This is a genomic window from Chryseobacterium sp. SSA4.19 (assembly GCF_022601875.1).
Taxonomy (GTDB): Bacteria; Bacteroidota; Bacteroidia; order Flavobacteriales; family Weeksellaceae; genus Chryseobacterium.
The window spans coordinates 1-23,675 of sequence record NZ_JAKVIP010000030.1; the positions used below are offsets into that span (position 1 = coordinate 1).

General features: G+C 37.8%; 20 protein-coding genes, 8 tRNA genes and 1 other RNA gene. 26 read left to right on the plus strand and 3 right to left on the minus strand.

Annotated features, from left to right (window positions below; translation table 11 throughout):
* Positions 1-52 precede the first annotated feature (52 nt).
* Together MKJ01_RS16565 and MKJ01_RS16570 are read right to left on the minus strand one after the other, a co-directional pair.
* The gene (locus MKJ01_RS16565) at positions 53-385 is read right to left on the minus strand and encodes a hypothetical protein (protein ID WP_241615287.1); all 333 of its coding nucleotides are present in this window, start codon (positions 383-385) and stop codon (positions 53-55) included.
* A gap of 55 nt (positions 386-440) precedes the next feature.
* Positions 441-1,205: a HEPN domain-containing protein gene (locus MKJ01_RS16570; protein ID WP_241615288.1), complete on the minus strand. Its 765-nt coding sequence runs from the start codon at positions 1,203-1,205 to the stop codon at positions 441-443.
* 686 nt (positions 1,206-1,891) lie between these two features.
* Here MKJ01_RS16570 and MKJ01_RS16575 point away from each other — a divergent pair.
* Entirely contained in the window at positions 1,892-2,293 is a 402-nt protein-coding gene (locus MKJ01_RS16575; protein ID WP_241615289.1) for a hypothetical protein, read from the plus strand.
* Positions 2,294-2,359: 66 nt separating this feature from the next.
* A complete protein-coding gene (locus MKJ01_RS16580; protein ID WP_241615290.1) occupies positions 2,360-2,770 on the plus strand; it encodes a hypothetical protein in 411 nt (136 codons plus the stop codon).
* A 191-nt stretch (positions 2,771-2,961) separates the two neighbouring features.
* On the opposite strand, the gene ssrA is transcribed toward MKJ01_RS16580, so the two are convergent.
* Positions 2,962-3,363, minus strand: a transfer-messenger RNA (tmRNA) gene (gene ssrA, locus MKJ01_RS16585).
* Between the two features lie 319 nt (positions 3,364-3,682).
* Here ssrA and rpsU point away from each other — a divergent pair.
* From rpsU to rpoB, 24 genes are all read left to right on the plus strand, one after another.
* Positions 3,683-3,880, plus strand: a complete 198-nt coding sequence (rpsU, locus tag MKJ01_RS16590) for a 30S ribosomal protein S21 (protein WP_039365233.1) — start codon at positions 3,683-3,685, stop codon at positions 3,878-3,880.
* Between the two features lie 82 nt (positions 3,881-3,962).
* A complete protein-coding gene (locus MKJ01_RS16595; protein ID WP_241615292.1) occupies positions 3,963-4,850 on the plus strand; it encodes a tyrosine-type recombinase/integrase in 888 nt (295 codons plus the stop codon).
* Positions 4,847-5,137, plus strand: a complete 291-nt coding sequence (locus MKJ01_RS16600; protein WP_241615293.1) for an HPF/RaiA family ribosome-associated protein — start codon at positions 4,847-4,849, stop codon at positions 5,135-5,137. Before MKJ01_RS16595 ends, MKJ01_RS16600 begins: the two co-directional genes overlap by 4 nt.
* A gap of 106 nt (positions 5,138-5,243) precedes the next feature.
* A tRNA-Thr gene (locus MKJ01_RS16605) sits at positions 5,244-5,317 on the plus strand.
* 20 nt (positions 5,318-5,337) lie between these two features.
* Positions 5,338-5,418, plus strand: a tRNA-Tyr gene (locus MKJ01_RS16610).
* A gap of 85 nt (positions 5,419-5,503) precedes the next feature.
* A tRNA-Gly gene (locus MKJ01_RS16615) sits at positions 5,504-5,576 on the plus strand.
* A 93-nt stretch (positions 5,577-5,669) separates the two neighbouring features.
* Positions 5,670-5,743, plus strand: a tRNA-Thr gene (locus MKJ01_RS16620).
* 20 nt (positions 5,744-5,763) lie between these two features.
* Positions 5,764-5,844 (plus strand) — tRNA-Tyr (locus MKJ01_RS16625).
* Positions 5,845-5,929: 85 nt separating this feature from the next.
* A tRNA-Gly gene (locus MKJ01_RS16630) sits at positions 5,930-6,002 on the plus strand.
* A gap of 42 nt (positions 6,003-6,044) precedes the next feature.
* A tRNA-Thr gene (locus MKJ01_RS16635) sits at positions 6,045-6,116 on the plus strand.
* A 233-nt stretch (positions 6,117-6,349) separates the two neighbouring features.
* On the plus strand, positions 6,350-7,030 hold the full coding sequence (locus tag MKJ01_RS16640; RefSeq protein WP_241615294.1) for a response regulator transcription factor: 681 nt from the start codon (positions 6,350-6,352) through the stop codon (positions 7,028-7,030).
* Between the two features lie 3 nt (positions 7,031-7,033).
* Positions 7,034-8,398 (plus strand): ATP-binding protein, encoded by a 1,365-nt coding sequence (locus MKJ01_RS16645; protein WP_241615295.1) that lies wholly within the window; start codon positions 7,034-7,036, stop codon positions 8,396-8,398.
* A gap of 225 nt (positions 8,399-8,623) precedes the next feature.
* A complete protein-coding gene (locus MKJ01_RS16650; protein ID WP_241615296.1) occupies positions 8,624-9,865 on the plus strand; it encodes a TolC family protein in 1,242 nt (413 codons plus the stop codon).
* 2 nt (positions 9,866-9,867) lie between these two features.
* A complete protein-coding gene (locus tag MKJ01_RS16655) occupies positions 9,868-10,950 on the plus strand; it encodes an efflux RND transporter periplasmic adaptor subunit (RefSeq protein WP_241615297.1) in 1,083 nt (360 codons plus the stop codon).
* Positions 10,951-11,114: 164 nt separating this feature from the next.
* Positions 11,115-14,213 carry an efflux RND transporter permease subunit gene (locus MKJ01_RS16660; protein WP_241615298.1) on the plus strand — a complete coding sequence of 1,033 codons (3,099 nt, stop codon included), beginning with the start codon at positions 11,115-11,117 and terminating at the stop codon, positions 14,211-14,213.
* Positions 14,214-14,596: 383 nt separating this feature from the next.
* A complete protein-coding gene (gene tuf / locus MKJ01_RS16665; RefSeq protein ID WP_241615299.1) occupies positions 14,597-15,808 on the plus strand; it encodes an elongation factor Tu in 1,212 nt (403 codons plus the stop codon).
* A gap of 63 nt (positions 15,809-15,871) precedes the next feature.
* Positions 15,872-15,942 (plus strand) — tRNA-Trp (locus tag MKJ01_RS16670).
* A gap of 12 nt (positions 15,943-15,954) precedes the next feature.
* Positions 15,955-16,161 carry a preprotein translocase subunit SecE gene (gene secE, locus MKJ01_RS16675; RefSeq protein ID WP_056220690.1) on the plus strand — a complete coding sequence of 69 codons (207 nt, stop codon included), beginning with the start codon at positions 15,955-15,957 and terminating at the stop codon, positions 16,159-16,161.
* A gap of 19 nt (positions 16,162-16,180) precedes the next feature.
* Positions 16,181-16,723: a transcription termination/antitermination protein NusG gene (nusG, locus tag MKJ01_RS16680; protein ID WP_241615300.1), complete on the plus strand. Its 543-nt coding sequence runs from the start codon at positions 16,181-16,183 to the stop codon at positions 16,721-16,723.
* A 333-nt stretch (positions 16,724-17,056) separates the two neighbouring features.
* Positions 17,057-17,503, plus strand: coding sequence for a 50S ribosomal protein L11 (gene rplK / locus MKJ01_RS16685; protein WP_047399346.1), 447 nt, complete (start codon positions 17,057-17,059; stop codon positions 17,501-17,503).
* An 11-nt stretch (positions 17,504-17,514) separates the two neighbouring features.
* Entirely contained in the window at positions 17,515-18,207 is a 693-nt protein-coding gene (gene rplA / locus MKJ01_RS16690) for a 50S ribosomal protein L1 (protein ID WP_241615301.1), read from the plus strand.
* A gap of 18 nt (positions 18,208-18,225) precedes the next feature.
* Positions 18,226-18,819 (plus strand): 50S ribosomal protein L10, encoded by a 594-nt coding sequence (gene rplJ / locus MKJ01_RS16695; RefSeq protein ID WP_241615302.1) that lies wholly within the window; start codon positions 18,226-18,228, stop codon positions 18,817-18,819.
* A 46-nt stretch (positions 18,820-18,865) separates the two neighbouring features.
* Entirely contained in the window at positions 18,866-19,234 is a 369-nt protein-coding gene (gene rplL, locus MKJ01_RS16700) for a 50S ribosomal protein L7/L12 (protein ID WP_241615303.1), read from the plus strand.
* A 532-nt stretch (positions 19,235-19,766) separates the two neighbouring features.
* Entirely contained in the window at positions 19,767-23,588 is a 3,822-nt protein-coding gene (gene rpoB / locus MKJ01_RS16705; RefSeq protein ID WP_241615304.1) for a DNA-directed RNA polymerase subunit beta, read from the plus strand.
* Positions 23,589-23,675: the final 87 nt, after the last annotated feature.

Below are 23,675 nucleotides of genomic sequence, written 5' to 3' on the forward strand. Positions count from 1 at the left end.
AAAAATTTTTTGAGCTGTAAGGGCTCAAAATTTTCCAGAATAACTTTTTAACTTACACAGTTAGTGAGACACTACCAGGATAACCTGAAATAAATAATAAAATTGAAATACTTTCTAAGTCTTTTTCAATTTCTAATTTATAAAAATGTTCTGGTTTCTCACTAGGAAATTTTATAATGAAATTTTGTTTTTCCTTTTCTTTAATTTGTTCCGACAATTTAAATTCAAATTTTTCATTATCAAAATTTGAATCATTTGAAAATACACCAATTCCCTTATGCAATATTTTTAAATAAATTTCTTCATTATTAGTAAATAAATTAAAATATCCATAATCATTTAAATCTTTATTATATTTGATTATTCCTTTGTAAATTTCTTCCACTAGTTATATATTCTATTTGATTAAACTTTTAATTTTTTATAATTTTATATCTGTTTTATTCAAATTTATTTATTCTATTTATAAGGTTCGAATAAAAATTATTTATTTTTTCTAAACTAGAAATTAACTCTTCTCTATTTAAGTTTACCTCATTATCTAAATATCTTGCATTTCTACGTTCATTAGATAGTTTGTTGAAAACTCGTCTTACTTCTAATTCATCTTCATGGCTAGAATTCTTATATCTTAAATTAAACGATTGATTAATTGCTTTATGATTTGATTTTACACCGATATTTTCGTTTGCTTCAAACAAAAGATTAGCTTTGGCCATTAACTCAAATGCACTGAAAGCATTATCTATATATGCATTATGAAAATCATTATTTAACGCATAATCAGCTGTTTTTAGAAATTGTATTGAATTATCAAGTAATTTTTTACAAGACTTTTTATTGTATATAAAATCAAATTTTAATTGGTAACAATCTGTTAAACGAATTATTATGACGTGTCCACAGTCTAAATATTCTTCTTCATTAATATCAATTGCTTCAACATCTTCAGAATTTGGAAAAAAGCCTTTAACAGATTTGTCAACTCCTTTTTTTATTTTCACTTTAGCATTAACTTCATCATTAATTCTAATAATATTTTGTCTTTCATCTGGAAATATTAAAGCTTGCGCAGCATATAGTTCAAAATTTTCATCTAACGTTTTATTTTTTTTTCTTCTTTCAATTTCTGGATTAAAATAGATTTCCATTATATTCTTGAAAGCATTTTCAACAAATATTTCATCCTGATTTTTTGTGGTCATTTTTTTTCAATTTCTGCTAACGCTTAAATATATGCATTGTATTAGTATTAAATATATAAATTCACATTTATTATATAAAAAAATAATTTATTATAAATCAACAAATTATTTTTTATTTCATTAAGTGGAATCCCTTTGCTAATGCGAGCCAAGGCTCGTGCAAATTATGTAAAGCTACGGCTGTCTCTTATCGTTTACAGATACTTGCACCTTTAAGAGAAATAAGATAACTTTCACATAACAAATCTGATAGTGTTGATGAAGATTACTGAAGTTGTTGAGAATGTCATAATTTCCTCTTTTTTAATATCAGTGGAATTGGGTGGATTCGAACCCTCGTCCAAATGAGCCCTACATAAGATTTCTACATGCTTATCCTGCTGTTGGTTTTCGGTTGGAAGAAGAGCATAGGTGCCCAACTTCCAGCTTATCTTCTGAGGTTTTCGAGCTTTACCGTTGCAGGTATAAAGCTTGTGAAGTTCTTCGTTGTATTATAGCAAACACAGATCTTCATCAGGCAATAGTTTTTTTCCGGATCCAAAAGGAATATAACTTTTAAAAAAAACAGTTTTTATCTGCTTGTTTTTATTACATTGCTGCATGTCTGGGATATCCTGTTGAATGGTAAGATAGAAAACGGTTACATCAATAGGATCATTTTGATCATTCAGGATTTATGATAAAGTATGGCAATACGCAGTAAAAATAAACGCAGGGTTTCTGTGGATAATAAGGAGTACCTGTGGTGGGTATTTGATGAATATGACCAGACCGAATTTGACGGCATACAAATAAAGGCGATCTGCTCTGATCAGACCCATTTTATAAAATATGGATTGCAACAAGAACCGGATGATCGGAAATTGGTACTGGCATGGGAAAATTACACCAAACTGGTTCATCTGTCATCACCTCCCGTATTTGAAGATAACGAAGGGATCATAAGTATGGCAGGGATTAAGGAAATGATACAATTGTCTAAAAAAGAGCGACACCGGATTCAGTATTCATGTAATGGAAATAAGAATGACCTTACCGAACCAGAGCAGCAATTGTTGCTCAAGGAAATACAGGAAAAATTAGGATAAAAAGAGATGAAAATACATTTGGTACTCATGCTGGGTTTTTTGCTTTCATGTACAAAACAACCGGAAATGAAGATAAGGAACGATCCCTGGGAAAAATTACAGGTGAATACTGATTTTCAGAAAATTACCATTGACCGTCATTCTGACAGTGCAGAAGTTGTAAATATAATCTGGAACAAGGAGATTTATAATATTCCGCCCAAATATATTGTTGCAGACACTGTAACAACAAAAATTTATCTCAGCAGGATTGAAAAAGACAGCTTAAAAAATTGGATCAGGTCTTCCATACTCAACCCTCAATTTACTGATCTATATGCTACTGATTATGTAGGAAACGTAGAGTTGAAGTACATTGATAGAGGTACCACTTTGAGCTGTACCTATAATTCTGTTGGAGCATGGGACAAAGTATCACAAAACACAAAGAAAATTTATAATTTATTGAGTAGCAAAACCAAGTTATCCAGACCGTAAATTAGGGATGCTCTTCGCGACCAAAAGCGTCCATTTGTTCATATCAAGACAAACAAGAAGCAACGAATAAAGCAGGTCCGTCTTAATCAGTCACGAGCAAAATGCTAGCGCCAGCAGATAAGCTGAATGTAGCAGATAAAAAGAATTTCAAAATCAAAAAAGAGAAAACATAATGTTTTCTCTTTTTTGATCAGTGGAGTTGGAGGGATTCGAACCCTCGTCCAAACAAGCAATACATAAGACTTCTACATGCTTATTCTGCTATTGGTTTTCGACTGGAGGCAGAGAGCAGACGCCCAACTTCCAGCTTATCTTCTGAGGTTTTCGAGCTTTAGCTGAAGCGTCTAAAGCCTTATTCCTGCATTCCTATATCCCAGGATCAAACGCCGCAGAACAGAGCATTTGTGGAATATCTTGCTTCCCTACTGAAATCTTCGGGAAAACGCTTGATCTACTATACTTCGATATTAAGCTGCAAGAGCGAACTCTTCGTTGCCAGTTAAAATTTTGTAGCAAGGGATTATAGAGATCGCGCTACGGTTCTCTGCATGCTTACTTACCCATTGACCTTGCTGTCGAAACCAGTCAACCCCATAAATAAAGTGAAAGCAAAGATACGAAATTTTTTAGAGATGCTAACTATTATGCCTGCCTTTTTAGAAACAAGATCTTCGGAAAGGGTAATGGCTTTCTGTTAAGTCAGGCAGTTTGCTGTGACCGTTAATCATACTATTGATCTCATGTAAATTGTATAATTGTAATAGGGTTGCGTAAGCTTTTAAGACGTGTAAACATTTAATGTCGATCCAGGTAATATCCAGTAAAATTTACAGACGGATATCATTTTATGGGTAAAATTTTGTGTTTTAATTAAAAATGTCTATTTTTGCCATCCAAAATGAGATGTAATATATGTTAATAATTCCAGTAAAAGATGGTGAATCCATCGACAGAGCATTAAAAAAATACAAAAGAAAATTTGATAAAACGGGTACAGTTCGTCAATTGAGAGCTAGACAAGCGTTTATTAAGCCTTCTGTAACTCTTAGACAAGCAAGATTAAAAGCGGCTCACAAGCAAAGAAATCTTAGCAAAGAAGAGCAGGCTTAAGAATTTTTCTTAATCCACATACGAATTCACTCTTTAAATAGTTATATTTGAAGAGTGAATTTTTGTTTTTATACCTTTCATCATGGTCGATAAGTTTTTAGAATATTTGCAGTTTGAGAAAAGGTGTTCCCCTCATACGGTGACCAGCTACAGAAAAGATCTCGAAGACTTTTTCCGGTTCTGCCTTAAGACAGAAGCTATGAAGGATATTTCCAAAGCCGACAAAAAGATTATCCGCAATTTCATCGTTGACCTCAGCGAAAATGACATAGCTAAAAGGAGCATTAACAGAAAGCTTTCTTCACTGCGCAGCTTTTACCTGTTTCTGATGAAAATCGGGGAAATAAGCGTTTCTCCTGCCGAAAACATTCCATCCCTTAAATTTTATGCTGATAAACAGATTCCTATGTCTGAAGAAGAAATGCAGACGCTCAGCAATTCGGTCTTCAGCCAGGTAACTGATGTGTTGGAGAAGTGCATTATGGAAGTGCTTTACCAAACGGGAATCCGTAAAGCTGAGCTTTGTGGTATAATGTTTGAAAGTGTTAACCTAAGCGGAAATGAGCTGAAAATAACAGGAAAGGGAAATAAGCAGAGAATTATTCCTATTGCTTCAGAACTGGCTGATCTGTTAAGAAGTTATATGGATATCAGGCAGCCGGCGGCAGAGTACAGATCTTATTTCTTTGTCAATAAGAAAGGTAAAAAACTGACGGAAAAATTTGTTTATCTTGTCGTTAATAAGTACCTTAGTATGGTAACAACGAAGGAGAAAAGAAGCCCACACATTCTTCGGCACAGTTTTGCTACTCATGTTCTGGATAACGGGGCAGAGATCTCGAAAGTAAAGAAAATATTAGGGCATTCCAGCTTGGCGAGTACCCAGGTGTATACGAATGCAAATATCGAACAATTGAAAAAAGTATTTAATCAGGCTCATCCAAGAGCTTCAAAAAATGAAGAGTTATGAAGATCACAGTACAATCAATTGGTTTAACTCCACACGAACCACTAGAATCACACATTGAAAAAAAAGTAAGCAAGCTGGGAACGTTTTATGACAAGATCCAGGACTGTAAAGTGTTTTTAAAAGTAGAGAACAATGCAGACAGGAACAACAAAACCACCGAAATTATTCTGGTTGTTCCGGGTGATGATATTGTTGTAAAAAAGACCTGTGCAACCTTTGAAGAAAGTTTGGATCTTTGTGTTGATACGGCTAAAAAGCTATTAATCAAGAAAAAAGAATTGGCTTAGTAAAAAAAGCTAAAAAAGTTAATAAAAAATTTGAGAATTCAAAAAATCCGTTCTATATTTGCACTCGCAAAAAGGAACTGCGATCTTTTGAATTCTTTTTTTATTTGCCTCCATAGCTCAGTTGGCCAGAGCACGTGATTTGTAATCTCGGGGTCGTGGGTTCGAATCCCTCTGGAGGCTCAATTTAATGTAAAATATCTGGGGAGATTCCAGAGTGGCTAAATGGGACTGACTGTAACTCAGTTGCTTCGGCTTCGTAGGTTCGAATCCTGCTCTCCCCACGTTTTATATTAAATAAAAAGTTGCACAGCTAAAGGATTTTTCCTAAGTTTGCACAGCGTTACCAATAATTTTGGAAACAAAATTGCGGAAGTAGCTCAGTTGGTAGAGCGTCAGCCTTCCAAGCTGAATGTCGCGGGTTCGACCCCCGTCTTCCGCTCAGAATATCACACTTTAAAAAGGGTGATTTTTTTTACTACTGAAACGGTGTAGAGTAGAGTTTCTCACAGCGTTCAGTCCATCGCATTAAATTGCCTTCATAGCTCAGTTGGCCAGAGCACGTGATTTGTAATCTCGGGGTCGTGGGTTCGAATCCCTCTGAAGGCTCAATTTAATATAAAATATCTGGGGAGATTCCAGAGTGGCTAAATGGGACTGACTGTAACTCAGTTGCTTCGGCTTCGTAGGTTCGAATCCTGCTCTCCCCACGTTTTATATTAAATAAAAAGTTGCACAGCTAAAGGATTTTTCCTAAGTTTGCACAGCGTTACCAATAATTTTGGAAACAAAATTGCGGAAGTAGCTCAGTTGGTAGAGCGTCAGCCTTCCAAGCTGAATGTCGCGGGTTCGACCCCCGTCTTCCGCTCAAAAAAAAATCATACTGCACGGTGTGATTTTTTTGCTTCATGCCGACTTAGCTCAGCGGTAGAGTGCTTCCTTGGTAAGGAAGAGGTCACGGGTTCAAGTCCCGTAGTTGGCTCTCGTTATTATCCCGAAATTCTTCGGGATTTTTTTTGCCTGACACTTAAATTATACCAGCTTTTGATGGATCAGGAATCCTGTTTTTATCAACAGACCTCTAATGCATCGCCCTATTACAGATCCTTATCATGGATGGGCGGTTCTTAAAAATTAATTAAAACTATTTACCGCTTCTTTATACATTCTCTTAAATCATAAAATTTTCTTTACATTCGTATAAAATAAATAGTGATGAATATTCTTTTGTTGGAAGACGACCTTATCCTGTCAGCGGAACTTTGCAAGTTTTTAGAATCCAATCATTTTACGTGTGATAAAATTTATGACGGGGAAACATTCCTCCGGCAGATTAAAAACAATACGTACGATTTTTACCTTCTGGACATCAATGTTCCCAAAATCAACGGTCTTGACGTCTGCCAGATCGTCCGTTCTTTCGATAAAACCACCCCGATTATCATTATTTCGGCCTATGGAGATCTTTCCGATAAAAAAGATGCCTTTACGAGGCTGGCAGACGATTATCTCGTAAAGCCTTTTCAGTTTGAAGAGCTGCTGTTGCGCATGAATTCCCTGTTGCGGAGAAAAGCTCCTTCGGAAAACAATGACCAGGAAATCATCAGGGTCGATGACCTGATCATCAACAAAACCGAACAGAAAGTATACCGCGGCGGAAACGAAATCGCTCTGACCTTAAAAGAATTTCAGCTGCTGGTTTATCTGGCAGAAGCACAGGGAAGAACCGTTTCCAAGCAGCAGATTACCGAACATGTATGGGAACATAATTTTAATACCAATACCAATACGGTAGAAGTATACATCAACTTTTTAAGGAAGAAAGTTGATAAAGATTTCAAGATGAAGCTGATTCATACACGTTCCGGGTTCGGGTATTATTTAAGTCCGTTATAGAAGATGTCTTTAAAAAGGAAGATTGCACTCAATCTCAGCATTGCCTTTTCACTGCTTTTCGGCATTGTGATGGCCGTTATTTATATCTCCTTTAATGATTTCAGGAGAGATGAATTCAAAGAGCGTTTCAGGCAGAGGCTGGAATTTACATCGCACTTTATTGCCAAATCAAAAGATTTCGAAGAAGAGGCTCCAGTATTTTTTAATGAGAATTCGGATAATATTCTTCTTAACGAGACCATCCTTATTTTCAACGCAAAGAAAGAACTTATCTACAGTACGATCAAAGACCGGAATGTTACCTGGGACAATGCCTTGCTTAAGGAACTTGACAGTAAAAAAGTTATTTATTCTGAAAAAAGCGTTCCTGAAATTTATGCTGCGCTCCGGACGATCAATGGGGAAAATTATTATATTCTTACCAGTGCGTTTGATACCAACGGAACCTCTAAACTGGAATACCTGAAATACCTGTTGATTACAGCCTGTGTGATGAGTACTTTTCTGATCGGCTTCTTCAGTTATTATTTCATTGGGCAATTCCTGCGTCCTCTGGAAGACCTGAATCAGGAAATTTCAGAAGTCACCGCACATAAACTCACGACACAGATTCCGGTGAGGAATTCAAATGACGAGATTAATGTTCTCGCCAGGTCTTTTAATACGATGATTACAAGATTGGATGATGTATTCCAGTCACAGAAAGATTTTACAGCCAGTGCTTCCCATGAGATCAGGACACCGATTACACGAATGGCTTTTCAGCTGGAAAACCTGATTAAATTCGGGCAGCATACTCCGGAAACGTTATCTTCTTTGCAGCAGATTCAGAGAGATGTCTACCAGCTGTCTGATCTTACCAACTCATTATTGCTCTTAACGAAATTCGACAAGGAAAATATCAGAAGCATTTATGAAGAAGTAAGGATCGATGAAGTTATTTTTGAATCTTTTGAAGCAATTGAAAAAAGTTATCCCCATCTTAAAATGGATTTTCTAATTTCCGAAAACACTTCCGAAGATGCATTGCTGACTATTAAAGGGATTCAGTCTTTACTGGATATTGTCTTCATCAACCTGTTTAAAAATGCAGCTGTATACTCTGACAATATGGAAGTGGATGTCCTCATTACGGAAACAGATGAACATCTTATCGTAGATGTGATCTCTCATGGAGAAACAATTTCACCAGAAGAGCAGCCTAAATTGTTTGAAGCCTTTAAAAGAGGAATAAACTCTCAAAACATTTCCGGTTCCGGTCTAGGCCTGCGAATTGTTAAGAGAATCCTAGAATATCATGGAGCCGGAATTATCTACACTTCCCCGGGAAACATGTTAAATAAATTTAGTGTGGTTTTTAATAAGTAACCAGAATACAAGAACAACAAAATATGCGTTCTGTTCCATTCTTTCTTAGATAAAAGGTTATTAATTAAAACATGATAAAGTTATAAGTTAAAATTAATAAAACTCTTTATATCAGGTATTTAAAGCCTACTTGGTGCGATTTTAAAAACCAAATTTAATTTTTTTTTAAGGATTCTTTAAGAGTATTTTAATATCGTAAGGGCATTTTTGTATCAAATCAAAAAAATGAACAAAATTGCCGGGCTTTTTATTATCATTTCTTCTTTAATGACCGCGCAACAGAGACTGTCGCTTTTGGAATGCGAAGATGCTTTCCAGAAGAATAATCTACAACTTCTCGCCGAACAGTACAGCATTAACATGGCAGATGCCGATATCCTGCAGGCTAAAATCTGGGATCTTCCGCAATTGAGTGGGCAAATTAATGTTTATAATCCTCAGGACCGTAAAGTTTTTGATGTCGGCCATGCGAAAGGGGCACAGGTTACCCAGTTGATCTACATGGGCGGCAAAAAGAAGAATGAGATTGCCTTTGCAAAATCCAATAAAGAGCTGGCCCAGCTTCAGTTTTCCCAGCTTCTGGTAGACCTGAAAGCACAGCTTCATACCACGTATTACAACCTGTATTACGAAAGACTTAAGCTTGAAAACACCAACCGGCAGCTAGGCTATATGAATGATCTGCTGGCGGCTTACAAAGTACAGTCGGCCAAGGGGAATGTATCCCTGAAAGATGAAGTCCGGTTACAGAATATTGTTATCCAGCTGAACAATGATAAGGCGGGCATCAATAAAAATATTTTTGATTACGAACAGGATCTTAAGGTTCTCACCGGTGTTGCAGACGATATCGAGCCGCAGCTTTCGGAATCTGACGTAAAGGATATGCTGGCTGCCCAGCCTTTCGGGGATGAAGCAGAACTGCAGAAAAAAGCTTTGGAGAACAATGCCGATTACCGGTATACCATAAAATTAATCGACAACAGCAGACTGTATGCCCAATGGCAGAAGTCATTGAATGTCCCGGACCTGAATCTCGGAGCCGGCTGGGACCAGAACGGAGGGACGTTTAAAAATGAAGTCAATCTGCTGGTAGGAATTCCGTTGCCTTTGTGGAAATCCAATAAAGGAAATGTTGAGAAAGCCAGTTTTGCCATTCAGCAGAACCAGAAAAATGTGGATTTCCAGAAACTCAATCTTGAAACACAGGTGCAGGCTGCCTACAGAACCTGGAAAATACAATATGGACAGTTATCTGAAATCAAATCTGAAGATCTCAATAACAGGGAACTGGTATACAACGGCATGTTAAATAATTTCAGGAAAGGAAATATCAGTCTTATAGAATTTGCTGATTTTATGGACAGTTACAGGGAAGCATCTCTTCAGATCTATGACATGAAGAACGGCGTCATCCAGGCAGCAGAACAACTAAATCAACTGGTACAAACAAAAATCTTCTATTAATTATGAAAAAATATATCATTTCTATACTTATTGCTTTGTCGGTTTTATCCTGCTCTAAGAAGGAGGAAGTGCAGCCACAGGCAAAAAAGGGTTTCGAGCTGAGCAATACGATGCTGAAATCTATTGAACTGACAAAAGTTGAGAAAAAAAATATAGAAGACGATTACAGCTTTTACGGAAAAATTTCCGCTGATAAAAACAGTTATATTGATGTATATCCTTTGGTTGGCGGAAATGTTCTGAGTGTGAATGTTGAACTAGGAGACTATGTCAGGAAGGGGCAGGTATTGGCAACGATAAGAAGTGCGGAGCTGGCCGACGTTCAGAAAGACGTGAGCGATGCAAAAACAGACCTGGTGGTTGCGCAGAACAATCTTCGTGTTGCGAAAGAAATGTATGAAGGAAAGCTGAATACCGAAAGGGATGTGCTTGAAGCCAAAAGCCAGCTTCAGAAGGCCCGGGACCAGATGCAGCGCGCAGGTGCGGTAAGCACGGTTTATAATGTGAAGAAAGGGAATATTTACAGTGTTGTGGCACCGATCAGTGGATACATCGTTCAGAAAAATATTAATAAGGATATGCAGCTGAGGAATGACAGGAGTGAAAATATTTTCGATGTTGCAAATACAACTAATGTCTGGGCCATCATGAACGTGAATGAATCTGATATTGATAAAATCAGTTTGGGAATGAAGGCTCAGGTTTCTACACTGTCTTATCCCAATAAGGTTTTCAACGGTAAAATTGATAAGATTTTTAAAATTATCGATCCTGAAACCAATGCTATGCAGGCGAGGGTGGTGCTGGATAATCAGGACGGACTGCTGATCCCCGAAAGTAAGGCCACTATTAAAGTGACAAGCTCAGAAAATGCATCGGCACTGACAGTTCCTTCTAAAGCCATGATTTTTGATGATAACAGAAGTTTTGTCGTTGCGTATAAATCCAGAACTGATATTAAAATTAAAGAGATAAAAGTACTTAAACAGGTTGGAGATATTACGTATGTTTCCGAAGGCTTATCCGAAGGCGAGCAGGTGATCACGAATAATCAGCTGCTGATTTACCGATCTTTGAATAATTAAATCATGAGTTATTTTTAATAGATAAGTAAGAAAAGTGCCAAAGTATCTTTAAGTATTTTATCCTGTCTCGTTGCCTGCGGATTTCTTAACAATTTTACTTCTGAGTTCTCAAGAGAAAATAAACTTTCTTTCAATGACTTTTTTAGGTCACCAAAAAATTAATCATGAATAAATTCATTAAAAATATTATTGCTTTTTCATTAAAGAATAAAGCATTTACTTTTATCTGGGTTGCTATTCTGGCAGTTGCAGGATTTATCAGCTTCAGGAATATGCCCATTGAAGCATTCCCTGATGTTACCAATACCCAGATTGTTATTATTACCCAATGGAACGGGCGGAGCGCAGAAGAAGTAGAACGCTTTGTAACCACACCTGTTGAGCTGGCCATGAGTCCGGTTCAGAAGAAAACCAGTGTGAGAAGTACGACAATGTTCGGGCTTTCCATTGTGAAAATTCTTTTTGACGACGGCGTGGATGATACTTTTGCCAGAAATCAGGTTAATAACCAATTAAGAACTGTTAGCCTTCCTGATAAGGTAGATCCCGAAGTACAGCCACCCTACGGACCGACGGGAGAAATCTTCCGCTATACATTACAAAGCAAAACAAAAGATTCCCGCGAATTGCTGACTGTACAGAACTGGGTCATTGACCGTGCACTGAGAGGGGTTCCTGGTGTTGCGGATATCAATGTTTTTGGAGGACAGGACAAAGTTTTTGAATTAAGCATTGATCCCAGGGCTTTGGATAAGTATAATTTAACGCCGCTCCAGGTGTATGATGCGGTTACAAAAAGCAACCTGAATGTTGGCGGTGATGTGATCGAAAAAAACGGACAGGCTTATGTGGTAAGAGGAATAGGTTTGGTGAAATCGGTTGCCGATATCGGGAATATTACCATACAGAATGAAAGCGGAAACCCTGTTTTGGTTAAAAATGTGGCGGACGTACACGAAAGTTCGATGCCGAGAGTAGGACAGGCAGGATTAAACAATCAGGAAGATACGGTAGAAGGAATTGTGGTGATGAGGAAAGGGGAGAACCCACGTGAAGTATTGGTAGGCGTAAAAGCTAAAATCAAAGAACTTAATGAAAAGATCCTTCCGAAAGATGTAAAAATGGTGACTTTCTACGACCGTGATAATCTGATGGACTTTACCACAGAAACTGTCATGCACAACTTGCTGGAAGGAATCATCTTGGTAACGGTAATTGTTCTGATCTTTATGGCTGACTGGAGAACTACGCTCATTGTTTCCATTATCATCCCTTTATCTTTATTGTTTGCTTTTCTATGTTTAAAGCTGGCGGGAATGAGTGCCAATTTGCTGTCACTCGGGGCTGTTGATTTCGGAATCATTATCGATGGGGCGGTCGTTATGGTAGAAGGACTCTTTGTTATGCTCGATCACAAAGCCCTTAAATACGGACATGAAAAGTTTAATAAAATGGCAAAGGCCGGCTGGATCAAGCAAACCGGTACAGGATTGGGGAAAGCGATTTTCTTTTCAAAGTTAATTATCATCACTTCTTTAATTCCTATCTTCTCATTTCAGAAAGTAGAAGGTAAAATGTTTTCACCCCTTGCTTTTACCTTAGGTTTTGCATTAATGGGTGCTTTGATTTTTACACTCACCCTGGTTCCTGTTCTTTCGCATATTTTATTAAATAAAAATGTCAGGGAAAAAAATAACCCTTTCGTTAATTTTTGGGACAGAATCGTCTTAAAAGGCTTTAATTATACTTTTAAGCATAAAAGGGTAAGTTTGATGGTAGCCGTTTCATTGATGGCTGTTACTTTGTTTTCAGGGAAATTTTTAGGCACGGAATTCCTGCCACAGCTCAATGAAGGTTCACTCTGGATCACGGCAGAGATGCCGATGAGTTCCTCATTAAAAGAATCTTTAAAAACAGCAGATCTTTTAAAGAAAGACATTATGAGTTTTCCGGAGGTCACGGATGTTTTGGCTCAGACGGGAAGAAGTAACGATGGCACCGACCCGAACGGTTTCGGATTTGTGCAGTTCGCAGTGAATCTTAAAGCGAAAGAAGACTGGAAACGAAAGATCACCTACGAGGAATTGATAGAAGAAATTGATAGAAAACTGAGAACCTATCAGGGGATTACATTTAATTATTCCCAGCCGATTTCTGATAATGTTGCTGAAGCCGTGGCCGGATTCAAAGCGGAAAACGGGATAAAAATATACGGTGACAATCTTCAGACACTGGACAGGCTGGCTGAAGAAGTATTAAAACAGGTGAAAGATATTAAAGGCGTAAAAGATGCCGGAATTATTAAAAATGTAGGGCAGCCGGAAGTAAGTGTAGTGCTCGACCGTGATAAAATGGCTGCATATGGTGTTATGCCGGATGATGCGCAGTCTGTCCTGGAAATGGCCTTTGGAGGGAAAACTGCTTCCGAAATGTTTGACGGAGAAAGAAAATTCCCGATTCGTCTCCGGTATGCACAGGATTACAGAAAAGACGAAAATGATATTGCCGCCCTGATGGTTCCCACGCAGGACGGTACAAAAATTCCGCTGAAAGAAATCAGTACAATTGAAAAAGATAATGGGGCGGCATTTATTTACCGGGATGATATTAAAAGATATATCGGAGTGAAATTCTCCATTCGCGACCGGGACTTGGGCGGAACGATTGCAGATGCCCAGCAAGCAGTGGCAAAAATTGATATTCCTGACGGATATTCCATAGGCTGGACCGGCCAGTTTGAAAATCAGCAGCGGGCTTCAAAAAGATTGACACAGGTAGTTCCTATAAGTATTTTAGGTATTTTCTTTTTGCTGTTTATTCTTTTCGGAAATATGAAAGATTCACTTCTGGTATTGGCTAATGTTCCGTTTGCCCTTATCGGTGGAATCATTGCATTGCATATTACAGGAATTAATTTCGGAATTTCCGCAGGAGTAGGGATGATTGCACTATTGGGAATCTGTATTCAGAATGGTGTTATTCTTATTACGGAATTCCATCAGAATGTCAGGAATGGATTGGGATTGGATGAAGCTATTTTCCAGGGAGTGAAATCCAGAACACGGCCTGTTATTATGACTGCTTTAATGGCTTCTATCGGACTCATGCCGGCTGCATTATCAACAGGCATCGGATCTGAATCACAAAAACCGCTGGCCATTGTGATTATCGGAGGCTTAATTTCCGCTACGGTACTAACGTTATTAATTTTCCCGATTATCTTCTGGATTTTCAACAGGACAAAAAAGTCCCAGCAGATCTGATTGATGTGTTTTAAAAATACATTAGATATAAAATTGAGCATTAAAGCCTAGATCTAAGTAGTTCCGGGCTTTTTATATCTAACATCTAAAAGCGTAAGGTCTGGATTCTATCTAAGAATTTATACCGGATTTAATCATTGCTTGATTCTATATGATTTATAATTAATAAGATAGCCCAAAATTTAATGAAAAGGAATGTTAAGGATTTTTTCAATCGAGAAATTTGTGTAAATTTGCAATCTCAATACATGAGATATAAAGTCTGTGCCAATATTGATTTTGAATATTCAAACTTTTTTTAGGAAAAAGGTTATGGTATTTAAAAAATCATTATATTTGCACACCGAAAATTTGAAAATTAAATAAAATAAATAATTTACATCATGGCAAAGGAAACGTTTAATCGTAACAAACCACACTTGAACATTGGTACTATTGGTCACGTTGACCATGGTAAAACTACGCTTACAGCTGCTATTTCTGCTGTATTAGCTAGCAAAGGTCTTGCTGAGAAAAAAGATTTCTCTGCGATTGACTCTGCTCCAGAAGAAAAAGAAAGAGGGATTACTATCAATACTGCTCACATCGAGTACGAAACTGAAAAAAGACACTATGCTCACGTTGACTGCCCAGGTCACGCGGATTATGTTAAGAACATGGTAACTGGTGCTGCTCAGATGGACGGTGCTATCGTTGTGTGTGCTGCGACTGACGGTCCTATGCCTCAAACTAGAGAGCACATTCTACTTTGCCGTCAGGTAAACGTACCTAGAATCGTTGTTTTCATGAACAAAGTTGACATGGTTGACGATGCTGAATTGTTAGAGCTTGTTGAAATGGAATTGAGAGACTTATTGTCTACTTATGATTTCGACGGTGATAACTCTCCGGTAATTCAAGGTTCTGCACTTGGTGCTCTTACTGCTGCTACTGCTTCTCCGGTAAATACTGATGATCAGTGGTTTAAGAGTGTTGAAGAATTAATGGATGCTGTTGATACTTGGATCGAAGAGCCGGTAAGAGACACTGATAAGCCATTCTTGATGCCAATCGAAGACGTATTCTCTATTACAGGTAGAGGTACTGTAGCAACTGGTAGAATCGAAGCTGGTATCATTAATACAGGAGATCCTGTTGATATCGTTGGTATGGGTGATGAAAAATTAACTTCTACTATTACAGGAGTTGAGATGTTCAGAAAAATCCTAGACAGAGGTGAAGCTGGTGATAACGTAGGTCTATTGTTGAGAGGTATTGAAAAAACTGACATCAAGAGAGGTATGGTAATCGCTAAGAAAGATTCTGTGAAGCCGCACAAAAAATTCAAAGCATCTGTTTATATCCTTTCTAAAGAAGAAGGTGGACGTCACACTCCATTCCACAACAAATACCGTCCTCAGTTCTATGTAAGAACTACTGACGTTACAGGTGAAATTTTCTTACCAGAGGGTGTAGAAATGGTAATGCCTGGTGATAACTTAGAAATCTCTGTAGAATTGTTACAGCCAATCGCTCTTAACGTAGGTCTTAGATTTGCGATCAGAGAAGGAGGTAGAACAGTTGGTTCAGGTCAGGTAACTGAAATCATCGACTAATCATCGACTTTAAAACATATTAAAGCTTCCGTAAGGAAATTCTTTACGGAAGCTTTTTTAACTACGGGCATCGTCCAATGGTAGGATACCGGTCTCCAAAACCGTTGATCAGGGTTCGAATCCTTGTGCCCGTGCAAATAATAATTATGAGTTCATTAATCGATTTTTTAAAAGGTTCTTATAACGAATTCAGACATAAAGTTGAATGGCCGAAATGGTCTGATCTGCAGTCTTCTACGATTGTAGTTACGATTGCTACAGTAATTTTAGCATTGTTTACCTTTGGCGTTGACGAATTGTTTTCCAAAGCAATCAGCAACATCATAGGAATGCTTATCAACTTGTTCAATTAACAATAAAGTATTTTCCACAATGAGCGAATTGAAATGGTATGTGCTGAAAGCAATCAGCGGACAGGAAAATAAAGTGAAAAACTATATTGAGACAGAAATCAAACGTTTAGGGTTTGAGCAGTATGTAACTCAGGTGGTTATTCCTATGGAAAAGGTAATTCAGATCAGAAACGGTAAAAAAGTTCCTAAAGAAAGACCTTACTATCCTGGATACTTAATGATAGAAGCTGATTTGATGGGAGAAATTCCTCATGCTATCAAAAATATCCCCGGCGTTATTTCCTTTTTAAGTTTAACGAAAGGAGGAGATCCTGTTCCAATGAGAAAATCTGAAGTGAACAGAATGTTGGGAAGAATGGATGAGCTTTCAGAATTTGCCAGTGATATTGAAATCCCTTATATCGTGGGCGAGAACGTTAAAGTGATTGACGGACCGTTCAACGGATTTAACGGAACTGTTGAAAAAATTCTTGAAGATAAAAAGAAAATTGAAGTTTCTGTTTTGATCTTCGGAAGAAAAACTCCAATGGAGCTAAGCTACATGCAGGTAGAAAAAGTATAGTATACTTCTCAGATAAATTTAAAAGCCATCCAGATGCTGGGTGGCTTTTTATTTTGGAAAGCATTTATTGAAATAACAGTAAATTAAGTCTTTTCCTACATGGACATATAATGATGATTTAAAGATTGAAATTTTCTTTGTAGCGTAATTTCTGAATAATAAATTGAAGATTTGATTTTTACGCAAGTATTTAATTAATAAATCTTTGCTATTTCAAAAATATTTTATACTTTTGCAATCCGAAAAGTAGGTTTATCTAATGTGAGAATGGATAACCTGCTGAATAATAAATGCTTCCAAACTCATTAATTATTCAAATTTAAAAAATAAAAAATGGCTAAAAAAGTCTTTAAAATGGTAAAACTTCAGGTGAAAGGTGGCGCTGCCAACCCTTCTCCACCAGTAGGTCCGGCATTAGGTTCTGCAGGTGTGAACATCATGGAGTTTTGTAAGCAATTTAACGGAAGAACCCAAGATAAGCCAGGGCAAGTTTTACCTGTAGTAATTACAGTATACGAAGACAAATCTTTTGAATTCGTAATTAAAACTCCACCTGCAGCGATCCAGTTAATGGATGCAGCTAAGATCAAAGGAGGTTCCGGAGAACCAAACAGAAACAAAGTAGGTGCTGTGTCTTGGGATCAGGTGAAAAAAATCGCTGAAGACAAGATGACTGACCTTAACTGCTTTACAATGGATTCTGCTGTTTCTATGGTTGCAGGTACTGCAAGATCTATGGGATTAAGAGTAACAGGAACTAAACCAACTTTTAACGCTTAAAACTATTAGAAATGGCAAAATTGACTAAAAAGCAAAAGGAAGCTTTAAGCAAAGTAGAAAAAGGAAGAATTTATAACCTGGAAGAAGGTTCAGCTCTTGTAAAAGAAGTGAACACAGCTAAGTTTGATGCTTCTGTAGATATCGCTGTACGATTAGGAGTAGATCCAAGAAAAGCCAACCAAATGGTAAGAGGTGTTGTATCTCTTCCTCACGGTACAGGTAAAGATATCAAAGTTTTGGCTTTGGTAACACCGGACAAAGAAGCAGAAGCTAAAGAAGCTGGTGCTGACTATGTAGGTCTTGACGAATATTTACAAAAAATAAAAGAAGGCTGGACAGATGTTGACGTTATCGTTACCATGCCGGCTGTTATGGGTAAATTAGGACCATTGGGTAGAGTATTAGGACCAAGAGGTTTGATGCCAAACCCTAAATCAGGTACTGTAACGATGGAAATCGGTAAAGCGGTAGCTGAAGTAAAAGCTGGTAAAATTGATTTTAAAGTAGACAAATACGGTATTATCCACGCTGGTATTGGTAAAGTATCTTTCGATGCTGCCAAAATCAAGGAAAATGCTCAGGAACTGATCTCTACTTTGATCAAAATGAAGCCAACGGCTGCTAAAGGTACTTATGTAAAGTCTATTTATTTGTCTTCTACAATGAGTCCTGGTATTGCAATCGATACTAAATCTGTTAACTAATATAAATTCCTTAAGACAATGACAAAAGACCAAAAAGTTGTAGCAATACAAGAGATCAAAGATTTGCTTCAGGATGCTAAAGTAGTTTATGTAGCAGATCTAGACGGTTTGAATGCTGCTAAATCTTCTGAATTCAGAAGACAGGCTTTCAAGCAGAATATCAAAGTGAAAGTGGTGAAAAATACACTTTTACAAAAGGCAATGGAGCAGATTGACGGAGTAAACTTCTCTGAAATGTTCGAAACGTTCAAAGGGAACTCTGCATTAATGATTGCTGAAACAGCTAACGCTCCTGCAAAATTAATAAAAGACTTCAGAAAGAAAGAAGAAAAGCCGGCCTTGAAATCTGCTTTTGTACAGGAAACATTCTATGTAGGTGACAACAATCTTGATGCTTTAGTAAGCATTAAGTCAAGAGAAGAAATGATCGGTGAAATCATCGGATTGCTTCAGTCTCCTATCCAGAGAGTGGTTTCTGCTCTTCAAAACAAATCTGAATCAGTAGAGGCAAACGCTGAAGAAGCGGCTCCTGCTGTTGAAGAAAAAGCAGCTGAAGAAGCTCCGGAAGCTCCTGCTGCAGAAAGCACTGACGAAACGCCGGCTGCTGAATAATTACACTCAAAAAATTAAATAAATAATCAACAAAAACATTACAACAATGTCAGATTTAAAAAATTTAGCTGAAACGCTAGTAAACTTAACCGTAAAAGACGTAAATGAATTAGCTGCTATCCTTAAGGATGAGTACGGAATCGAGCCAGCTGCTGCTGCTGTAGTAGTTGCTGCAGGAGGTGCAGGTGAAGCTGCTGAAGAAAAAACAGAATTCGACGTTATTCTTAAGTCTGCAGGTGCTTCTAAATTAGCGATCGTTAAATTGGTAAAAGATTTAACTGGTGCTGGTCTTAAAGAAGCTAAAGATATCGTAGACGGAGCTCCTGCTGCAATTAAGCAAGGGATCTCTAAAGACGAAGCTGAAGCGCTTAAGAAGCAATTAGAAGAAGCTGGTGCTGAAGTAGAATTGAAATAATTCTGGTTTTTTACCTTACCATACAAGCCTGGGCACTGCCCGGGCTTTTTTGTGTAAAAAAATAAGTTATCTTTCAATGACTTTTAATATTAAATAATTTCTACATGGACTTTTCTCTTTCTTTTAATAGAGAAGTAAAAAAAATCTGTAATTTAGATTTTCTCATTCATCATAAATCAATTTATTTGCAATTATAAATTAATTGTTGTATCTTTGCCTTTCTTTTGGCGCGAATAATTATACATATATCTGTAACATACTAAACATCAACTCTTTCATTGAAATGGAAGGGATTTCGTGTTTATGGATAAATGTGGCAGTCTTGCCCAAAAGTAATAAAAATATTTTGCATTACGCTGTGAAAAGATATACCAGTGTTGCAGTTAGGAATAAGGCTCTGAGGATCAAGAGAAATAAGGATGTTTCTAATAGCGCCAAACATTATGAAATCTTTACTTTCAATTATGCTCTTTCTTCTTCCTGATATTTTTTTGTAAAACAAAATATTTTTTAACCCTTTCTTAAAAGTTTTATGAGTAAAACAACAGCAACAACTAAGGGAACACCGAGAATTAACTTCTCTTCAGCAAAAGGAAAAATTATTACTCCTGACTTCCTGGATATCCAGATCGAGTCTTTCAGAGAATTTTTCCAGCTGGATACGCTTCCTGAAGACAGAACGGATGAAGGTCTTTATAAGACTTTTCAGGAAAACTTCCCGATTACAGACTCCAGAAACCAATTTGTGTTGGAGTTCCTGGATTATCTGGTAGATTCTCCGCGTTATTCAATCGATGAGTGTGTGGAAAGAGGATTGACTTATTCAGTTCCTCTTAAAGCAAGGCTTAAATTGTATTGTACAGATCCTGAGCACGAAGATTTCCAAACTGTGGTTCAGGATGTATATTTAGGTCCGGTTCCTTATATGACGCCTAGTGGATCTTTCATCATCAACGGTGCTGAGAGAGTTATCGTTACCCAGTTACACCGTTCACCTGGTGTGTTCTTCGGACAGACGTACCACGCAAACGGAACCAAATTATATTATTCAAGAATTATTCCTTTTAAAGGATCTTGGATGGAATTTACAACTGATATCAACAGCGTAATGTACGCATATATCGACCGTAAGAAAAAATTACCGTTAACCACTTTATTAAGAGCTATCGGTTACGAATCTGATAAGGATATCCTTCAGATCTTCGATCTTGCTGAAGAAGTGAAAGTTTCTAAAGCTGCGCTTAAAAAAGTAGAAGGAAGAACATTAGCTGCGAGAGTTTTGAACACATGGTTCGAAGATTTCGTAGATGAAGATACAGGTGAGGTTGTTTCTATCGAAAGAAATGAAATCATCTTAGACAGAGAGACGATTCTTGAAAAAGAGCATTTAGATCTTATCTTGGATGCCGGTGTGAAGTCAATCTTGATTCACAAAGAAAATTCAAACGAATTCTCTATCATCCAGAATACACTACAGAAAGACCCTACCAACTCTGAGAAAGAAGCGGTAGAATACATCTACCGTCAGTTAAGAAATGCAGATCCGCCAGATGAGGAAACGGCAAGAGGAATTATTGAAAAACTATTCTTCTCCGAGCAGAGGTATTCTCTTGGTGAAGTTGGACGTTACAGGCTAAACAAGAAATTAGGTCTTAATATCCCGACAACAACTGAAGTTCTTACCAAAGAAGATATCATTGCGATCGTAAGACACTTGATCGAATTGGTAAACTCTAAAGCTGAAGTTGATGATATCGACCACTTATCCAACAGAAGAATTAAAACGGTTGGTGAGCAATTAGCAGGACAGTTCGGTGTAGGTCTTTCAAGAATTGCAAGAACGATTAAGGAAAGAATGAACGTTAGAGATAACGAAATCTTTACTCCGCTTGATCTTGTTAATGCGAAAACGTTAACATCAGTAATTAACTCGTTCTTTGGGACCAACCAGCTTTCTCAGTTCATGGACCAGACCAACCCTTTATCAGAAATCACGCACAAGCGTAGACTTTCTGCACTAGGGCCTGGTGGTTTATCAAGAGAAAGAGCAGGGTTCGAGGTTCGTGACGTTCACCATACGCACTACGGAAGAATTTGTCCGATCGAAACTCCGGAAGGACCAAACATCGGTTTGATTTCATCTTTAGGGATTTATGCGAAAATCAACAGACTTGGTTTCATTGAAACTCCTTATAGAAAAGTAGAAGAAGGTAAGATTGATTTATCAGCTGATCCAATTTACTTGAATGCAGAGGATGAAGAAGATAAAGTAATTGCCCAGGCAAACGTTGAATTGAGTGATAGCGGTGATTTCTTAACAGACAGGATTATCGCAAGACTTGATGGTGACTATCCTGTTGTGGAACCGTCGCAGGTTAACCTGATCGATGTGGCACCTAACCAGATTTCCGGTATTTCAGCTTCATTGATTCCATTCCTGGAACATGATGATGCGAACCGTGCATTGATGGGATCCAACATGATGCGTCAGGCCGTTCCTTTATTGAAGCCTCAGGCTCCGATTGTCGGAACAGGGCTTGAGCAGCAGGTAGCGAGAGATTCAAGAATTTTGATCAATGCTGAAGGTACAGGTACTGTAGAGTATGTAGATGCAGATAAGATCATTATTAAATATGAGAGAAGCGAAGACGAAGATTTGGTACAATTCGAGTCTGCTACAAAAACATATAACTTAACTAAGTTCAGAAAAACCAACCAGAGTACAACCATTACCTTAAGACCAAACGTGAGAGTAGGTGATGTAGTGGAAAAAGGACAGGTACTTTGCGACGGGTATGCTACTGAAAAAGGAGAATTGGCTCTTGGTAGAAACTTAGTGGTTGCGTTCATGCCTTGGAAAGGATACAACTTCGAGGATGCAATCGTAATCAATGAAAAAGTGGTTCGTGAAGACTGGTTTACTTCTATCCACGTAGATGAATATTCTCTTGAAGTTCGTGATACCAAATTAGGGATGGAAGAACTGACAGCTGATATTCCTAACGTTTCTGAAGAAGCGACTAAAGATCTTGATGAAAACGGAATGATCAGAATCGGTGCTGAAGTGAAGCCTGGTGATATCATGATCGGTAAGATTACACCGAAAGGAGAATCTGATCCGACTCCGGAAGAGAAACTTTTGAGAGCGATCTTCGGTGATAAAGCCGGTGACGTAAAAGATGCTTCGCTGAAAGCGGATTCTTCATTAAGAGGTGTGGTGATCAACAAAAAGCTATTCTCCAGAAACATCAAAGATAAAAAGAAAAGAAGCGAAGAAAAACTTAAGCTTGAAGAGATTGAAAATACGTACAAAGCAAAGTTTGATGAGCTGAGAAATACATTAATTGAGAAATTAAACACGCTGGTTAGCGGTAAAACTTCTCAGGGGGTGAAAAATGACCTTGATGAAGAAATTATCGGTAAAGGAATTAAATTCACTCACAAATTATTGACATCCGTTGAAGATTACGTTAACGTAAGCGGTGCAGACTGGACGGTTGATAATGATAAGAATGAATTAATCAAGCAGTTGATTCACAATTATAAAATTAAATTCAACGATATCCAAGGAGTTAAAAACCGTGAGAAATTCGCAATTTCTATCGGAGATGAGCTTCCTGCAGGAATTATGAAACTGGCGAAAGTATACATCGCTAAGAAACGTAAACTGAATGTAGGGGATAAGATGGCAGGTCGTCACGGAAACAAGGGTATCGTTTCGAGAATCGTTCGTGAAGAAGATATGCCTTTCCTTGAAGACGGGACACCGGTAGATATCGTATTGAATCCGCTTGGGGTACCTTCCCGTATGAACATCGGACAGATTTATGAAACTGTTCTTGGATGGGCAGGTAGAAAATTAGGATTGAAGTTCGCTACGCCGATCTTTGACGGGGCAACGCTTGATCAGATTACTGAGTATACAGAGAAAGCAGGCCTTCCTAAATTCGGACACACGTACCTTTACGACGGAGGTACCGGAGAAAGATTTACGCAGGCAGCAACCGTAGGAATTATCTACATGCTGAAACTTGGTCACATGGTTGATGACAAGATGCACGCCCGTTCGATCGGACCTTACTCATTGATTACCCAGCAGCCGTTAGGAGGTAAAGCTCAGTTCGGTGGACAGAGATTCGGGGAGATGGAGGTTTGGGCTCTTGAAGCATTCGGAGCATCCAACATCCTGAGAGAAATCCTGACCGTGAAGTCGGATGACGTGATTGGTAGAGCGAAAACTTATGAAGCGATAGCAAAAGGTGAATCGATGCCGGAACCTGGTATCCCTGAATCTTTCAACGTATTGCTTCACGAGCTGCAAGGTCTTGGATTAGACGTAAGATTGGAAGAGTAATTTAAGATTTAATTATTTAAAAATTAAAGTATTAATTAACTCTGAGATGATAAGGGCGAAAGAATTTTAATCTTTCAATCTTTCAAT

Excerpts from the sequence above, each read along its gene's own strand:
- MKJ01_RS16570 (WP_241615288.1), bottom strand. The coding sequence starts at position 1,205 with ATGACCACAAAAAATCAGGATGAAATATTTGTTGAAAATGCTTTCAAG.
- MKJ01_RS16575 (WP_241615289.1), top strand. The coding sequence starts at position 1,892 with ATGGCAATACGCAGTAAAAATAAACGCAGGGTTTCTGTGGATAATAAG.
- MKJ01_RS16580 (WP_241615290.1), top strand. The coding sequence starts at position 2,360 with ATGAAGATAAGGAACGATCCCTGGGAAAAATTACAGGTGAATACTGAT.
- rpsU (WP_039365233.1), top strand. The coding sequence starts at position 3,683 with ATGTTAATAATTCCAGTAAAAGATGGTGAATCCATCGACAGAGCATTA.
- MKJ01_RS16595 (WP_241615292.1), top strand. The coding sequence starts at position 3,963 with ATGGTCGATAAGTTTTTAGAATATTTGCAGTTTGAGAAAAGGTGTTCC.
- MKJ01_RS16600 (WP_241615293.1), top strand. The coding sequence starts at position 4,847 with ATGAAGATCACAGTACAATCAATTGGTTTAACTCCACACGAACCACTA.
- MKJ01_RS16640 (WP_241615294.1), top strand. The coding sequence starts at position 6,350 with ATGAATATTCTTTTGTTGGAAGACGACCTTATCCTGTCAGCGGAACTT.
- MKJ01_RS16645 (WP_241615295.1), top strand. The coding sequence starts at position 7,034 with ATGTCTTTAAAAAGGAAGATTGCACTCAATCTCAGCATTGCCTTTTCA.
- MKJ01_RS16650 (WP_241615296.1), top strand. The coding sequence starts at position 8,624 with ATGAACAAAATTGCCGGGCTTTTTATTATCATTTCTTCTTTAATGACC.
- MKJ01_RS16655 (WP_241615297.1), top strand. The coding sequence starts at position 9,868 with ATGAAAAAATATATCATTTCTATACTTATTGCTTTGTCGGTTTTATCC.
- MKJ01_RS16660 (WP_241615298.1), top strand. The coding sequence starts at position 11,115 with ATGAATAAATTCATTAAAAATATTATTGCTTTTTCATTAAAGAATAAA.
- tuf (WP_241615299.1), top strand. The coding sequence starts at position 14,597 with ATGGCAAAGGAAACGTTTAATCGTAACAAACCACACTTGAACATTGGT.
- secE (WP_056220690.1), top strand. The coding sequence starts at position 15,955 with ATGAGTTCATTAATCGATTTTTTAAAAGGTTCTTATAACGAATTCAGA.
- nusG (WP_241615300.1), top strand. The coding sequence starts at position 16,181 with ATGAGCGAATTGAAATGGTATGTGCTGAAAGCAATCAGCGGACAGGAA.
- rplK (WP_047399346.1), top strand. The coding sequence starts at position 17,057 with ATGGCTAAAAAAGTCTTTAAAATGGTAAAACTTCAGGTGAAAGGTGGC.
- rplA (WP_241615301.1), top strand. The coding sequence starts at position 17,515 with ATGGCAAAATTGACTAAAAAGCAAAAGGAAGCTTTAAGCAAAGTAGAA.
- rplJ (WP_241615302.1), top strand. The coding sequence starts at position 18,226 with ATGACAAAAGACCAAAAAGTTGTAGCAATACAAGAGATCAAAGATTTG.
- rplL (WP_241615303.1), top strand. The coding sequence starts at position 18,866 with ATGTCAGATTTAAAAAATTTAGCTGAAACGCTAGTAAACTTAACCGTA.
- rpoB (WP_241615304.1), top strand. The coding sequence starts at position 19,767 with ATGAGTAAAACAACAGCAACAACTAAGGGAACACCGAGAATTAACTTC.